The sequence below is a fragment of the Allobosea sp. 2KB_26 genome (genome assembly GCF_052115715.1).
Lineage (GTDB): Bacteria > Pseudomonadota > Alphaproteobacteria > Rhizobiales > Beijerinckiaceae > Allobosea.
Window position 1 is genome coordinate 41,197 of sequence record NZ_JBFRHE010000017.1, and the last position, 14,445, is coordinate 55,641.

A 14,445-nucleotide genomic window follows, 5' to 3' on the forward strand; every position below is an offset into this window, starting at 1 on the left:
TAATGACCATGTTCATCGCCATGAATCGCTTCAAGGTCGTCAAGGGAGAGGAGGCCGCCTTTGAGACGGTCTGGTCCTCGCGCAAGACCCGTCTCGACGAGATGAAGGGCTTCATCGCCTTCCATCTGCTCAAGGGGCCGGAGAAGGAGGACCATACCCTCTATTCCTCGCACACGACCTGGGCCTCGAAGGAGGATTTCACGGCCTGGACGAAGTCCGACCAGTTCCGCGAATCGCACCGCAATGCCGGCCAGCCCCGGGCTACGCCGATGTATCTCGGGCATCCCGAATTCGAAGGTTTCGAGACGGTGCTCAGCGAAGCCAATCCGCATTTGCCCCGCCAGGCGGCAGAGTGAGGGAGGACGGCATGTCGATCTCGCAGGCGAGTGCCGCGGCGGTCCAGGACCCGTCACAGGCAGACCCGATGGAGCGCGTCAGGCAGGCGCTGGCAGCCAAGCCGGATGGCGTGATCGAGGCCATCGCCCGCGAGGTCGGCGTGCCGACGCTCGCGGTGCTCGAGGCAGCGCCGGCCGACCAGCGCCATTTCATCGCTGCCGAGCGCTTCGAGGCGCTGTGGCAGGCGCTCTCGACCTGGGGCGATGTGCTCTTCATCGTCCACACCGCCGATATCGTGCTGGAATGTGAAGGGTCGCTTCCCGTTGGCTCCTTCGGCCATGGCTACTACAACATCCATGGCGACAGCCCGATCGGCGGACATATCAAGGCTGGCAACTGCACGGCGATCTACCTGGTCGATCGGCAGTTCCATGGCCGCCGCTCCTGTTCGGTCCAGTTCTTCAATGCTGCCGGGGAAGCGATGTTCAAGGTCTTCGTGCGGCGCGACGAGAAGCGCGCGCTGATTGCCGAGCAGGTTGCGCTCTTCGAAGGCCTGAAGACGCAATTTTCCTGACAGCTCGGGTCTACGATCCGCCAGCTCAACGCCGTCGTCGCGATCTCGTGACGGCGGCGTTCTTCATTGGCCTTGGCTTTGTGCCTCGATGCGACGATTTTTGCCGGCACCGATGGGAACGCTGACACGGCCTGACAGGATGGTCGGCACAATGGGCGATGTGGGAACGCCTGCGTCGCCGACGCGTTGACCGGTCGCGGCGGTTCCCGTGCCGAGGCGATCCCGTTCAGTCGAACCGAAGGCTGCACTCCATGAAAAACCAGATCATTGCCGGAGCCGCATCCACCAGAACAGGCGCGCACCCGTCTGCGAGCGCGGTACTCGAGAACACAACCTCGCTCCAGGATTGGCGTCGGCAGGTGGCTGATCTCTACGCGGCGGTGCGGGCGATGCCGGCGGAAGCGGGCTGGGCGCAGTGGCGCACTGTGCGCGACGGGCTGTTTCGCGAGCATCGGCAGTCGCCGCTTGCGGCCGCCCGGCGGCAACGCTTCAGGGGCATCCGCTATTTCCCCTACGATCCGGCGCTGCGCTTCGAGGTCGGCTCGCGGCCCGCAATCGGGCGCGAAACCATCCGGGTCGAAGCCGGAAAGGACGGCGCCATGGTGCTCAGGCCCTACGCGCTGACCGATGGGCTGGAGGGCGCGCTCGGTCGGGAGCTGACGCTCTACTGGATCGAGGGCTATGGCGGCGGGACCTTCCTGCCCTTTGGCGATGCGAGCAATGGCGAGGAGACCTTTGCCGGCGGCCGCTACCTGCTCGATACGATCAAGAGCGCCGATCTCGGCGCGACATCGGACGGGCGGACGATCCTCGACTTCAATTTCGCCTATTACCCGTCCTGCGCCTATTCCGAGGCCTGGGTGTGCCCTTTGTCGCCCATCGAGAATCGCCTGCCCGCCGCCATCCGCGCGGGCGAACGAAATCCCCTCAGTTGAGCGCTTGCCCGGGGCGTTCGTTCTCCGGGACCGGAAACGCGAAGGCGCTTTTCTCCTTCGCGAGCCCGAAACTTGCATCGCTGTTCGATCCCTCGTTAGCTAACCCCTTGAGCCATCCCAGGAGGCAGCCATGAAACTTGTCAGCATGCGCTTCGCGAAGACGGTCTGTACTGTTGCCGCCATGATCGTGGTCGGGCTGTCGGCAGCAGCGGCCCAGACGATCAAGATCGGTTCCAAGAATTTCACGGAGCAGTTCATCGTTGCCGAGCTCTATGCCGCGGCCCTGGAGGGGGCTGGCTTCAAGGTCGAGCGCAAGATCAATCTCGGCGGCACGCTGGTGGCGCATGAGGCCCTGAAGAGCGGCGCGATCGACCTCTATCCGGAATATACCGGGACTGGCCTCAACGCCGTGATGAAGGCGCAGGGCGTGACCGAGACCGACCCGGAGAAGGTGCGCGGCATGGTCAAGGCCTTCTACGAGAAGGAATTCAACCTGACCTGGCTGAAGCCCTCCGGTATCAATAACGGCTATGCGATCGTGGTGCGCCCTGAGACGGCGAAGGAATACAACCTCAAGACCCTGACCGATCTCGGCAAGGTCTCGTCCAAGCTCCGGCTCGGGGCCGGCACCGAATTCGTCGACCGTCGGGATGGTATCGCGGGCCTCAAGGAGGTCTATGGCGCCGAGTTTGCCGAGTTCAAGCAGTTCGCTGCGCTCAGGCTGCGCTACGAGGCGCTGAACCAGAAGCAGGTCGACATCGCCAACGGCTTCTCCACCGACTGGCAGATCGCGGCAGAGAAATTCGTGGCACTGGACGACGACAAGTCGTTGTTCCCGCCCTATTTCCTCGCCCCGGTCGTGCGTCAGGAGATTGCCGGCAACGCCAAGGTCGTCGAAATCCTCGAGAAGGTCGGGGCGGCGCTCGACAATGCGACGATGCAGGAGCTGAACCGACAGGTCGAAGTCGACAAGAAGGAGCCGCGTGTTGTCGCCGCCGCCTTCCTGAAAGCCAAGGGTCTTGTTCGCTAAGGCGGGCGGTCTGCGGATGGAGCTGGTGCAAGCGGCCCCTGCCGTCGTCATCGGTGTCGGGCTGCTTTCGATCGAACAGGTTCATGCCGTCGCGCATGGTGCTGAGCGGGTCGCGCTGGCTCCCGCACTGTTGGAGCGGCTGAGCGGGGCTCGCGCGGTGGTCGAGCGCAGCCTTGAACGCGGCGAGGCCGTCTACGGTTTGACGACCGGCCTTGGGGCCGCTGTCGACACGCGACTGGCGGCGGATCAGATCGCCGCCTTCCAGCAGCGGGCGGTTCGGGCGCGGGCCGTCGGCGTCGGGCCTTGCCTGCCGCGGGCCGAGGTGCGGGCGATGCTGCTGGCGCGGCTTGCCGGTCTTGCTCAGGGCGCGTCGGGCATTTCGCCGGGTCTTGTCGGGACACTCGCTGCGATGCTCAATGCCGGGGTTCACCCTGTCGTCCGACGCATCGGTTCGCTGGGGGAGGCCGATCTCAGCTCGCTGGCCCAGCTCTTTCTACCGCTGGCTGGAGAGGGCGAGGCTGAATTCGACGGGCAGATTCGACCTGGTCCCGAGGCGATGCGCCTGGCCGGCATAGCGCTTCCGGCCCTTGGGCCGAAGGATGGGCTCGCATTGCTCAATGCCAACGCCGAGAGTGCTGGCTTGGCTGCGCTGGCGCTTCGCGCCATGACAATGGCGCTGCAGGCGCTGACCGCAGCAGGCGCGCTCTCGCTTGAGGCTTACCGCGCCAATCTTTCGCCCATCGCCAGCAATCTGGTCGCCCTTCGGCCGGTGCCGAGCCATGTCGCCGGCGCGGCGAAGCTGCGCGAACTCCTGGCCGGGAGCGATCTCCTTGACGAGGGCGCCGCCCGGCGCGTGCAGGACCCGCTGTCCTTTCGCTGCCTGGCGCCCGTGAATGGAGCCGCATGCGCCGCGCTCGATACGGCGCGCACGCTCGTCGAAGTCGAGCTTAACGCGGCCGCCGACAGCCCGGCGGTGCTCATCACCGAGGATGTCCTGCGTTCGACGGTCAATTTCGACACCACGGCACTTGCGCTCGCGCTCGAAGGGCTCGGACTGGGGGCCGCCCACGCCGCGACGATTTCGGCGTTCCGCGTCACCAAGCTGATGTCGCCTGCGTCCAGTGAGCTGCCGCGCTTTCTGACCCGCCATGGCGGCACGCATGCCGGTTTTGCGACCACGCAGAAGACGACAGCAGCGCTGGAAGCGGAGATCCGCCATCTCGCCCTGCCGCTTGGCCCGATGACCATGCCGGTTGCCGATGGTGTCGAGGACTATGCCCCCATGACGCCGCGCATCGTCGCAAAGACGGCCGTGATCGCCGAGCACCTGTTGCGGCTTGCTGCGATCGAACTCGTCGTGGCGGCCGAGGCGGCGGATCAGCGCGACGGCATCCGGCTCGGTGCTGGTACCGGCCTCGCGCATGGTTTCGTCCGCGCCCATGTCGCTCGGCTCGACGATGACCGGCCAATGGGGCGCGAGTTCGAGGCGCTCGCCGAACGGCTGACGGCAGGAGAGCTTGCCGCTGCCCTATCGGGCCTGCCGGCATGACCTGGACGCTGGAGAATTACGACCGCCTGCTGATCGCGCTCTGGGAGCATATCCAGCTCGTCGGCATCGGGCTCGCGATCTCGCTCGTCATCGGCCTGCCGCTCGGGATCGTCTCGGCGCGGCGGCCGACCTTCTACCTCGTCGTGCTGTTGATTTCGGGGGCGCTCTACACGGTGCCGGCACTGGCGATCTTTGCGCTGTTGATTCCCATCCTCGGGCTGGGCTTCGGTCCGGCGATCGTGGCGCTCGTGATGTATGCCCTGCTGATCATCATCCGGAACACGGCAACCGGCCTGCGCGAGATCGCGCCCGAGATTCTGGATGCCGCCGACGGCATGGGCTACGGCCGATGGCGCCGGCTCTTCGCCATCGAGCTTCCGCTGGCGCTGCCGGTGATCATCGCGGGCATCCGCATCACGGTCGTCACGATGGTCTCGGTCGCGACGGTGGCAGCCTTCATCAATGCAGGCGGGCTTGGCGACATCATCTTCCAGGGCATCACCCAGGATTTCGGCGAGAAGGTCGTGGTCGGCGCGATCATGACCTCGCTGCTGGCCATCGCCTGCGACGAGATCTTGCGCCGGCTTGAACTCGGCCTGCGGGCGGCCCAGGCGGAGGGGGCCTGATGCTCGACTGGATTTCTGCCAATCCCCGCATCTTCTGGACAGCGGTCGAGAACCATCTCTGGCTCTCGGGCGTGGCACTTCTCGCCGTGATGCTGATCGCGCTGCCACTCGGGCTCGCGCTGACGCGCCATCGCAGCCTCGCCAATTCGGCGATCGCGATCGTCAACATCCTGCGCACCGTGCCCAGCCTGGCCTTGCTCGTCATCATGCTGCCCGTGCTCGGCACCGGCTTCCTGCCCTCAGTGGTGGCGCTGACGCTGTACGGCCTGCCGGCTCTGCTGCTCAACACCTATACGGGCTTGACCGAGGTCGACCGCGACATCGTCGAGGCGGCGCGCGGGCAGGGACTTTCGGATGTGCAAGTCATGACGCGGATCGAGATCCCGCTGGCGCTGCCGGTGATTTTTGCCGGCATCCGCACGGCTGCCGTGCAGGTCGTCTCGGCGGCGACGCTCGCCGCCTTCATTGGCGGCGGCGGCCTTGGCGAGCTGATCACCGCCGGTATGGCGAATTTCAATTTTCCGCAGCTGATTGCCGGAGCGGTAGCGGTCGCCCTGCTCGCGCTCCTGGTCGAGATCGGTTTTGCGAGCGTCGAGCGGGTGATGACGCGTTCCGCGCGAATGGGGGCCTGATGATCCGTCTCGAGAATGTCAGCAAACTGTTCGCGGGCATCGCGCGCGCCGCCGTCGACAGCCTCGATCTTTCTGTGCCCGAAGGCCGGACCTGCGTGCTGATCGGCCCCTCCGGCTGCGGCAAGACCACGACGATGCGGATGGTGAACCGGCTGATCGAACCGAGCTCCGGCCGGATCATCGTCGAGGGTGAGGATGTGACGCAGGCCGATCCGGTGCTGCTTCGCCGCCGCATCGGCTATGTCATTCAGCAGGTCGGCCTCTTCCCGCACATGACCATCGCCGAGAATGTTGCGACCGTGCCAAAACTGCTTGGCTGGCCAGCCGGGAAGATCAGGTCGCGCTCGGAGGAGATGCTGGCACTCGTCGGGCTAGAACCTGCGCAGTTTCTTTCGCGCTACCCGCGCCATCTCTCGGGGGGGCAGCGCCAGCGCGTCGGGGTGGCGCGCGCCTTGGCGGCCGACCCGCCGGTCATGCTGATGGACGAGCCGTTCGGTGCGGTCGATCCCGTGGTGCGAGGGCGCCTGCAGGAGGAATTCGTCGCGATCCTGCGTCGGCTGAAGAAGACGGTGATTTTCGTCACCCATGACATCGATGAAGCGATCCGCATGGGCGATGTCGTCGCCATCATGAAGGACGGCCGACTGGTGCAGTATGACACACCCGACCGCTTGCTGGCGGCTCCGGCCGACGCATTCGTCGCTGATTTTGTCGGTGCCGACGCTGCCCTGCGGCGCCTCTCTCTGGTCAGCGCGGCGGATGCGGTCGAAGAGGGAGCGCCAGAGAGTTCCGACCTGCGGCTTCCGGCATCGGCCAATCTGCGCAACGTGCTCTCGGCGCTTCTGACCGAGGGGCGGGGCGGGGCGACCATCGTCGACGACGAGAGCCGGCCGCTGGGGCGTATCACGCTTGCGGCGATCCGGGCGCGTAGTGCCGGGCGTCCGGCCGAACCCTAGCCCGGCCGACCATAGCCGGCGGCTTCCGCCCTGCGGGCGTCCTGAAGCAGCACGTCATAGGTGCCGTGTTCAACAACGGCGAAACCGGAGAGCTTGAGGCGAGCCAGCAGAGCCTGCGCCTGCGGCAGGGCTGCAGCCTCGAGCAGCGCATCGCGAAGGTTTGCAAGTGGAGCCGCTTCCAGCGTGCCGGAGGCGACCAGGAGCGGCATCGGTCTCGGGAGTGTGGTCTCGATGATCCGCAGCCGTGCAGCCGTTTCAGGCTCATGCGCGAGCAACAGGTCGTGAAAATACGAGTCGAGCGGACCAATATCGATTTCGTCGTTCAGCAGCGCGGCAATGACCCGGCGCGGCGTCAGGAGCGGGCCGATGCTCTGCCGATAGAGCGGCCCTGTCTTCCAATGCGGGAGCAGGTGACAGCGCAAGGCGTTGAAGCCGGACTGCGAGTGCTCGACCGTCCAGCCAAGGCGCTGGCCGAAGCTCCCGGCGAGCGTGGCGATCGGGCTATCGGTGCGGGTGACGAGATGAGTTGCATAGAGGGGCCGCCCGCCCGCCAACGCCGAAGCCGGGATCGGGGCCGCGATCGGCTGCACGGGGAAGCTGCCGCTTGCGAAGGGATAGCCGCAGATGAAGGCGAGGCCGAGATCGCCGCGTTGCCAGAGGTCCTCCAATGGAGCCGGTGCTGCATGATCGACGACAGTCAGCGGAACCCCCGACCGACTGGAGATCCAGGCGAAGAGATCTGTCCAGGCAGCACGAACCGTCGGGTTGACGGCATACATCCGCGCATTGGCGACAAGGTGCGGGGCGGCAGGATTCGTCATGCGTACCGCAGCCTCTGACCAATCCCCATGCGCCCGGCCTTCTCCAGCATGAAATGACCAAGCGCGATGTCGGAGAGCGAGAGGCCGCGATGCCAGAACAGGATGGTCTCGTCGTCGCCTTCGCGCCCGGGCTTCAGCCCGGCGACGATTTCACCCATCTCGGCATAGAGGGTCGCCTTCGAGAGCTTGCCGGCCTCGACATGGGCGCGTAGCGAGCCGAACTGGCCTGACCGGCACTGGCCCCAGTCGTCGACGACGAGCTTACTCATGATATCGGTGAGCGAAAGCTCGACGGCGCTCATCGTGCCATAGGGCACGACGAAGGCGCCGGGCTTGATCCAGTCCGTTTTCAGCAGCGGTTCGGGCGCGTCGAGGCGCGAGGCTTCAACAACGATATCGGCGCCGTCGACGCAGGAACGCCAGTCCTCTGTCACTGTGACGGGCTTGCCGAGATCAGCTGAGAGCCGTGCTGCGAATGCGTCGCGGCTTTCGCGCCGCCGGGAATGCACACGGATCTCGTCGAAGTCGAACAGGGAGTCGAGCAGGCGTACGTTCCAGTAGGCCGTGCCGCGTGCTCCGATATGGCCCAGTACTCTGGCACCCTTGCGTGCGAGGTATTTCGCGCCGATGGCCGTGACTGCGCCGGTGCGCATATCGGTGAGATGGCTCCCGTCGATGATGGCTCTTGGCACGCCATTGGACGGGTCCATCAACAGGAGCAGGCCGAGTTCCGAGGGCAGGCCTTCCTTGTAGTTGTCGACGAAGTCTCCGATCACCTTGACGCCCGCCAGGCTGATCGGCGCACGAAATGCACCCCTCAGCACGTTGAAATGACCGCTGCTGCCTCCTGGAATCAGGTGCATGCGCGGTTCGATCACGGTTTCCCCGCGTCCTTGCGCCGCCAGTCCGGCCTCCACTGCGGAGATGATCTCCTGGTCGGTCAACCCGAGTGCCTCGACGTCCAACGCATTCAGAAAATCGATGTGGATGGGGGTGCGCGTCATGGGATCAAGCCTCTCGATCTGCGAGGGAAACACTGACGGGGACGTCCCCAGATGACAATGGAGCTCGGTTAGAACGCTGATAAATGACGGGTTTTGCCACTTTTCCGCCACAACCTGCGTGGTAGCGAGAACCCTCCCCGGCGCGACCAGCGAAAGTGCTGCCAGATTTACCGTGCGTTAACCATACCGGCGCAGCGTGCAACCTGCGGAGTGAAGCGACGTGATCGAAGGGGTTGATCGCGAGCGAACTCCGGCAGGCGAGCGCCACGGCCCCCGGCCGAGCGAAGACGACCTGCCCGACATCCCGACCGGGGACGTGGATATGGCTGCGCAACTCGCACTGGACAGGGGCGGCTTTGCCGCGGCCGCCTCGGTGCCCGTCCCGGCCGAGCCGATCGCCGCCGATGGCTCTCCCGTCAGGCGGACGGGTCTCCGCAACGGCTTGATGCTGGCGCTGCGCTTCATCCAGGCACGGATTCTTTCGGTATGGGGCCTGCTCTTCGCAGCGGCCCTGTGCCCGCCCAAGGTCTTCGCGGATTTCGCGATCTTTTCGGCGCTGGCCAATTTCGTCGCGATCGCGGTTCTGCTGCGCTTCGAGGCCGTGTTCTTCCAGAGCCATGACAGGGTGCGTCTCGGCAAGGCGTTTCGACTGGCCCTCGCTGCGGGGATGGTTTTTCTTGCCGGGATGACTGCGGCAATCCTGTTCGCGGCCTCCGCGGGCTGGGTTCTGCGCGGCTTTGGTGCGCTCTTCCTGATTTCGTTGGCCAGCCGCGCGGCCATCAGGCTGATCACCGCCGAGGCGACCGCGGAGGGTGATTTCACGACGATCGGCAACAGCAATGTCGTGCAGGCGATTGTCCAGCCGGCCATGATGATCCTGCTGATCTGGCCGCTCGGCCCGACGGCGCTCGCACTGTTCGCCGCCGATGCCTTCGGCCACGCGGTGGCTGCGATTTATCTGTTCTGGCGCCGTCGCAAGGCGCTGATCGGCTTCGTGAGGCTGCGTTACTGGTCACAGCGGGAATTGGTGGAGTCGGCGATACGCTGGCGCACGGCGCCAACCTATCTGCTGCCCTCGGCGCTGCTGTCCTTCGGTTTCATGGTGGCGCCGCTGCTGGCGTTGCCCTTCGCCGGTAACGCCCTCCTGGCGGCGCATGTCGCGCTCGCCATGCGCCTGCTGGAAATGCCGATGCAATTGTTCAACGCAGCGGTCACTCCGCTGGCGATGAACGATCTGCGCAAGCGCGAGGGAGCGGATCGGCAACATTGGGCCCGTCGGATCACCATGGGTATGGTCGCCATTGTCGTCGTGCTCTTCGCGGGCGTGGCCATCGCCGCAATCGGGGCCGACTACGTGCTCGAGGGCACACAATGGGAAGGGGTCGGCGAGATCATGGCGCTGCTCTCGCTGTTCTATGGCTGCAGTACCCTGGTCGGACCGCTGCACGAGATCGGTTCACTGTCGCTGTATCCGCGACGGCAGATGATGACGAATGCGATTTCGCTGGCCGGTGCCGCGCTGGTTATGTGGTGGTTCGGGACTTTGTCGGTCGCGCTGCTCACCGCGATCGGATGCGTTTCGTTCGCGCGCATGATGGCGCATATCCAGTTTACCTGGACGCGGATGGGGGGCGCTCCTGCCCTGCCGCGTACGGCGCGTTGAGCAGGTCTACTCGCGCCGGATCAGGCGGTCGGCGATCAGAGAAGACAGAAAGCCCGTCTTGAAGTCTCTCTCAAGCGCCTCGGGATCGTAGCTGCGCTCGACCCAGTCGAGGAAGGCGATGCCCTTGGCCTCGCCCTCGCGGGCATAGGCTTCGAAGAACGCGTCGAGAATCCCGGTCTTGGCGAAGCGGAAATGGCCGTAGCGCAACGAGAGCTGTTTCATGGCTTCGTCGAGCGGGCGATTCTCGTGCACCAGCAGATAGAGCACCGAGAAAAAGCCAGCCCGGTCCGCGCCCGATTTGCAATGTACCAGCGCAGGTTCCTTCAGGCCCTCGAAGAAGGCCTTGGAGCCGAGGATTGTTTCGCGGTCAGGTGCACCGCGCGAACGCAGGACGAACTCGACCAGTGCGATGCCGTGGCGTTCGCAGGCTTCGCGCTGCAGCGGCCACGCGCCGTGCTCGCGGCCTCCGCGCAGGTTGACGATCGTCTTGACGCCCTGACGGGCGAACCAGGCGATGTCGGTGGGCGCGGGCTGGGCGGCGCGCCAAAGGCGCGGCGTGACCCGGTGGGCATTGAGATAGGCCAGGCGGAAGATGCCATGATCGACCAGCAGCATGTTGGCCCAGGCGCGCAGCCGGTCGACCCGGCCGGTAAGCGGCCGGTCCCAGCGCGCGATGCGTGCCATGCGCCTCGCATAACGCTGATCGTTGCGGCGCAGCAGGTTCAACACCACAAAGTTCCATGCTTGATCATCTGCAGCCCGATATCAGTGGGAAGGGCCATGCGCAAACCCTGATGCCCCGTCCGCCTAAAGGTCGGGCTTGGACTTTTGCGCTACAGCGCGCATAAGGCGCGCCAGTTTTTTGTCTCAACAGGTATGACCCATGCGCCTAGATGCCATCTCCATCGGCAAGAATCCGCCCGACGAAGTCAATGTGGTCATCGAGGTGGCCATTGGTGGCGAGCCGATCAAGTACGAGATGGACAAGGAAGCCGGCACGCTCTTCGTCGATCGCTTCCTCTACACCCCGATGCGCTATCCCGGGAACTACGGTTTCATTCCCCATACGCTGTCGGAAGATGGCGACCCCTGCGATGTGCTGGTCGCCAATACACGGCCGCTGATTCCGGGCTCGTATATCGCGGTCCGTCCCATCGGTGTGATGATGATGGAGGACGAGGGCGGCGGCGACGAGAAGATCATCGCAGTGCCGGTGCCCAAGCTCACCAAGCGCTACGAGAACGTCCACAACTACACCGATCTGCCGCAGATCACCCTCGATCAGATCCAGCACTTTTTCGAGCACTACAAGGATCTCGAGCCCGGCAAATGGGTGAAGCTCACCGGCTGGGGTGACGCCACCAAGGCAAAGCAGCTCATCGTCGAGGCGATGCAGCGGGTAAAGAAGGCCAAGGCCTGAGGCCAGCGCCCGGTATTTTCCGTCATGGCCGGGCCCGCCCCGGCCATGATCTCGTCCCGTCGCCCAGATCGGGGCGGGCCCCCGGCGCAAGGCCGGGCACGGCGCGGATTACGCCGCGATTGCCTCACTCAGCGCCACGACGCGCCTGGCCATCTCGGCGTGAAGCCGCTCGACCATGCGGCCGTCGAGTTGGATCGCGCCCTTGTCGGCATTCTCCGGCTGTTCGAAGGCGGTGATGATCGCCTTGGCGCGGGCAAGCTCATGATCATCCGGCGCGAAGGCGGCATTGGCCGCAGCGACCTGTGAGGGATGGATCAGGGTCTTGCCATCGAAGCCGAGATCGCGGCCCTGCGCGCATTCGGCCGCAAAGCCATCCTCGTTCTTGAGATCGTTGTAGACGCCGTCGACGATGTCGATGCCATGGGCACGGGCCGCGAGGATGGCCGTCACCAGCCAAGGCAGCATTGGCGCACGGCCCGGCACGAAGCGGGCGCGGGTTTCCTTGGCGAGATCGTTCGTGCCCATCACGAAGCAGGCAAGCCGCGTCGAGGGATCTTTCGCCGCGGCGGCAATGCGCGCGGCGTCCAGGACGGCGAGCGGCGTTTCGATCATCGCCCAGATCCGGATCGCCGGATCCGCCCAAAGGCCGGTCAGCTTGTGGCCGATTTCGATCAAGGTTTCGGGGGCCGACACTTTCGGGATCAGGATCGCGTCGGGCTTGGCCTCGGTCGCTGCGGCAAGATCCGCTTCGAACCAGGGCGTGTCGACGCCATTCACCCGAATGACCAGTTCGCGCCGACCATAGCCTCCGGCCCTCACCGCGGCGCAGACCTGCTCGCGCGCCACGTCCTTGGAATCCGGGGCCACCGCATCTTCCAGATCCAGAATCAGCGCGTCGGCGGCAATCTCGCGAGCCTTTTCGAGCGCACGGGCGTTCGAACCAGGCATATAGAGGACGCTGCGGCGTGGGCGGATCGCTGTCATGGGAGACTCCTTAACGACGGCTGATCGGATTTCGCTGCAATGCACACTAGACGCGACCGCAATGCAACGACAGTTCATCGAAAGGTGAAGAGGGGGCGGATGGGCTGGATCGCCGGTGTCGACGGCTGCAAGGCGGGCTGGATCGTTGCGATCCTGGGCGACGCTACGCCCCTGCGTCCGCAGTTGCGGGTGATCTCGCATTTCTTCGAGCTTTTTGAGGGATCGGAGCCACCTGACGTCGTGGCCGTCGATATGCCGATCGGCCTGCCGGATCGGATTGTCGGATCCGGGCGCGGCCCCGAACGGGCGGTGCGCAGCCTGCTTGGCGAGCGGCAATCTTCGGTGTTCTCGATTCCCTCGCGCTCGGCAGTCCAGGCTGCGCAGTACCTCGAAGCCTGCGGTGTGGCGGTCGCGACCTCCGAGCCGCCGCGCAAGGTCTCCAAGCAGGGTTTCTTCCTGTTCCCAAAGATCCGGGAGATCGACGGCTTGTTGCGGCAGCAGCCAGCCTGGCGCGAGCGCGTCTATGAAACCCATCCCGAGCTTGCCTTTCGGACGATGCGCGGCGCTCCTCTGCTGAACCCGAAGAAGGTCCGGGGCGCGATCAATCCTGAGGGCATGGCCGAACGACGGGAACTCCTGATCGCGGAAGGCTTATCGGCGAATGGCGTTCACGCAAGGCCGCCGCGCGGGGCTGCGGCAGACGATATGCTGGATGCGTTCGCGGCGCTGATCGTCGCCAGACACATCCGGGGCGGGCGTGGAAAGCCCTTCCCCGATCCGCCGGGACGCGATAGCCACGGGCTTCCCATCGCGATCTGGACTTTCGCGCCGGATCGCCCAGCCTCTCAGGATCGCCCCATGTCCGACCGTCCGGTGTCCCATTCCATGATCGAGGCGGCTGCCGCGCGCATCGCCGGCCATGCCCGCGTCACGCCGATCATGCGCTTGGGCAAGGGGGCGCTCGGATCCGTGGGGGACATCTCGCTCAAGCTCGAATGCCTGCAGCACGCAGGGTCCTTCAAGACGCGCGGCGCCTTCAACAACCTGCTGTCCCTGCCGGTGCCTGCTGCCGGGGTTTCGGCGGCTTCCGGCGGCAACCACGGCGCGGCAGTGGCCTATGCGGCGCGCGAACGCGGCGTGAAGGCGACGATCTTCGTGCCGGAGATTTCGCCCGCGGCCAAGATCGAGGCCATCCGGCGTTTCGGCGCGGAGGCCGTGGTCGGCGGCGCGCAGTATGACGATGCGCAGACTGCCTGCGATCGCTTCGTCGCGGAAACCGGCGCGCTCAAGATCCATCCCTTCGCTGCGGTCGAGACCATAGCCGGCCAGGGCACGCTCGGGCGCGAGTGGGATTTGCAGGAGCCAGATCTCGATACCGTGCTTGTCGCGGTCGGCGGCGGCGGCCTGATCTCGGGAATCGCCTCCTGGTTCGCTGGATCGAAGGTCAAGGTGGTCGGCGTCGAACCCGCCGGCTCGCGTGCCTTGCAGGCGGCGCTCGAAGCCAAGGGACCGGTCGCGGTCGATGTCGCCTCGGTGGCGGCGGATTCGCTCGGCGCCCGCAATGTCGGCCAGCTGGTCTATGACGCCTGCAAGGACACGGTCGATCACGTTGCGCTCGTGCCGGATGCCGCCATCACCGAGGCCCAGGCGCGGCTCTGGCGCGATTTCCGTCTGGCCGTCGAGCCCGGTGGGGCCGCCGCCCTCGGCGCGCTGATCTCGGGAGCCTACAAGCCTGCTGCGGGCGAGCGCCTGGGCGTGCTGGTCTGCGGCGCGAATGTCGATCTCGCCAAGCTGCAGGCGATTGTGGCGTAGGCTTCGCGCCGTTTCCTGTTGCGGCGCAGCGGACAGCCGCGGGGTGCGCTCGGCCGACCATTCCGGGCCTGCGCCTTACCCCATCGTCGCAGTGGGGCGGGGC

At 65.6% G+C, this 14,445-nt stretch carries 15 protein-coding genes; 11 read left to right on the top strand and 4 right to left on the bottom strand.

The annotated features are described in order from the left end of the window. Window positions 1–8 precede the first annotated feature (8 nt). From AB4099_RS29250 to AB4099_RS29285, 8 genes are all read left to right on the top strand, one after another. Entirely contained in the window at window positions 9–356 is a 348-nt protein-coding gene (locus AB4099_RS29250) for an antibiotic biosynthesis monooxygenase family protein (protein ID WP_441480680.1), read from the top strand. A gap of 11 nt (window positions 357–367) precedes the next feature. After that, complete coding sequence (gene hutX / locus AB4099_RS29255) at window positions 368–910, top strand: heme utilization cystosolic carrier protein HutX (RefSeq protein WP_441480681.1); 543 nt, start codon at window positions 368–370, stop codon at window positions 908–910. Between the two features lie 251 nt (window positions 911–1,161). After that, window positions 1,162–1,845: a DUF1684 domain-containing protein gene (locus AB4099_RS29260; protein ID WP_441480682.1), complete on the top strand. Its 684-nt coding sequence runs from the start codon at window positions 1,162–1,164 to the stop codon at window positions 1,843–1,845. Window positions 1,846–1,975: 130 nt separating this feature from the next. Beyond that, the gene (locus AB4099_RS29265) at window positions 1,976–2,875 is read left to right on the top strand and encodes a glycine betaine ABC transporter substrate-binding protein (protein WP_441480683.1); all 900 of its coding nucleotides are present in this window, start codon (window positions 1,976–1,978) and stop codon (window positions 2,873–2,875) included. 25 nt (window positions 2,876–2,900) lie between these two features. Beyond that, window positions 2,901–4,424: an HAL/PAL/TAL family ammonia-lyase gene (locus AB4099_RS29270; RefSeq protein WP_441480684.1), complete on the top strand. Its 1,524-nt coding sequence runs from the start codon at window positions 2,901–2,903 to the stop codon at window positions 4,422–4,424. Beyond that, window positions 4,421–5,050 (top strand): ABC transporter permease, encoded by a 630-nt coding sequence (locus tag AB4099_RS29275; protein WP_113517686.1) that lies wholly within the window; start codon window positions 4,421–4,423, stop codon window positions 5,048–5,050. Before AB4099_RS29270 ends, AB4099_RS29275 begins: the two co-directional genes overlap by 4 nt. Continuing rightward, window positions 5,050–5,682: an ABC transporter permease gene (locus AB4099_RS29280; protein WP_113517685.1), complete on the top strand. Its 633-nt coding sequence runs from the start codon at window positions 5,050–5,052 to the stop codon at window positions 5,680–5,682. The genes AB4099_RS29275 and AB4099_RS29280 overlap by 1 nt, the downstream gene beginning before the upstream one ends. Continuing rightward, on the top strand, window positions 5,682–6,638 hold the full coding sequence (locus AB4099_RS29285) for an ABC transporter ATP-binding protein (protein WP_441480685.1): 957 nt from the start codon (window positions 5,682–5,684) through the stop codon (window positions 6,636–6,638). The genes AB4099_RS29280 and AB4099_RS29285 overlap by 1 nt, the downstream gene beginning before the upstream one ends. Here the strand turns inward: AB4099_RS29285 and AB4099_RS29290 are convergent. Next, a complete protein-coding gene (locus AB4099_RS29290) occupies window positions 6,635–7,459 on the bottom strand; it encodes a phosphate/phosphite/phosphonate ABC transporter substrate-binding protein (protein ID WP_441480686.1) in 825 nt (274 codons plus the stop codon). The genes AB4099_RS29285 and AB4099_RS29290 overlap by 4 nt on opposite strands. Continuing rightward, complete coding sequence (locus AB4099_RS29295; RefSeq protein ID WP_441480687.1) at window positions 7,456–8,463, bottom strand: ornithine cyclodeaminase family protein; 1,008 nt, start codon at window positions 8,461–8,463, stop codon at window positions 7,456–7,458. The genes AB4099_RS29290 and AB4099_RS29295 overlap by 4 nt, the downstream gene beginning before the upstream one ends. 220 nt (window positions 8,464–8,683) lie before the next feature. On the opposite strand from AB4099_RS29295, the gene AB4099_RS29300 reads away from it, so the two are divergent. Further along, window positions 8,684–10,126 (top strand): polysaccharide biosynthesis protein, encoded by a 1,443-nt coding sequence (locus AB4099_RS29300; RefSeq protein WP_441480688.1) that lies wholly within the window; start codon window positions 8,684–8,686, stop codon window positions 10,124–10,126. A 6-nt stretch (window positions 10,127–10,132) separates the two neighbouring features. Here AB4099_RS29300 and AB4099_RS29305 read toward each other — a convergent pair whose 3' ends face one another. Continuing rightward, window positions 10,133–10,855: a fused DSP-PTPase phosphatase/NAD kinase-like protein gene (locus AB4099_RS29305; RefSeq protein ID WP_441480689.1), complete on the bottom strand. Its 723-nt coding sequence runs from the start codon at window positions 10,853–10,855 to the stop codon at window positions 10,133–10,135. A gap of 154 nt (window positions 10,856–11,009) precedes the next feature. Here AB4099_RS29305 and ppa point away from each other — a divergent pair, with 154 nt between their 5' ends. Continuing rightward, the gene (ppa, locus tag AB4099_RS29310) at window positions 11,010–11,546 is read left to right on the top strand and encodes an inorganic diphosphatase (RefSeq protein ID WP_441480690.1); all 537 of its coding nucleotides are present in this window, start codon (window positions 11,010–11,012) and stop codon (window positions 11,544–11,546) included. A gap of 108 nt (window positions 11,547–11,654) precedes the next feature. On the opposite strand, the gene AB4099_RS29315 is transcribed toward ppa, so the two are convergent. After that, window positions 11,655–12,530 (bottom strand): HpcH/HpaI aldolase/citrate lyase family protein, encoded by an 876-nt coding sequence (locus tag AB4099_RS29315; protein ID WP_441480691.1) that lies wholly within the window; start codon window positions 12,528–12,530, stop codon window positions 11,655–11,657. 99 nt (window positions 12,531–12,629) lie between these two features. On the opposite strand from AB4099_RS29315, the gene AB4099_RS29320 reads away from it, so the two are divergent. Next, entirely contained in the window at window positions 12,630–14,342 is a 1,713-nt protein-coding gene (locus tag AB4099_RS29320; RefSeq protein WP_441480692.1) for a serine/threonine dehydratase, read from the top strand. The last annotated feature ends 103 nt before the right edge of the window (window positions 14,343–14,445 follow it).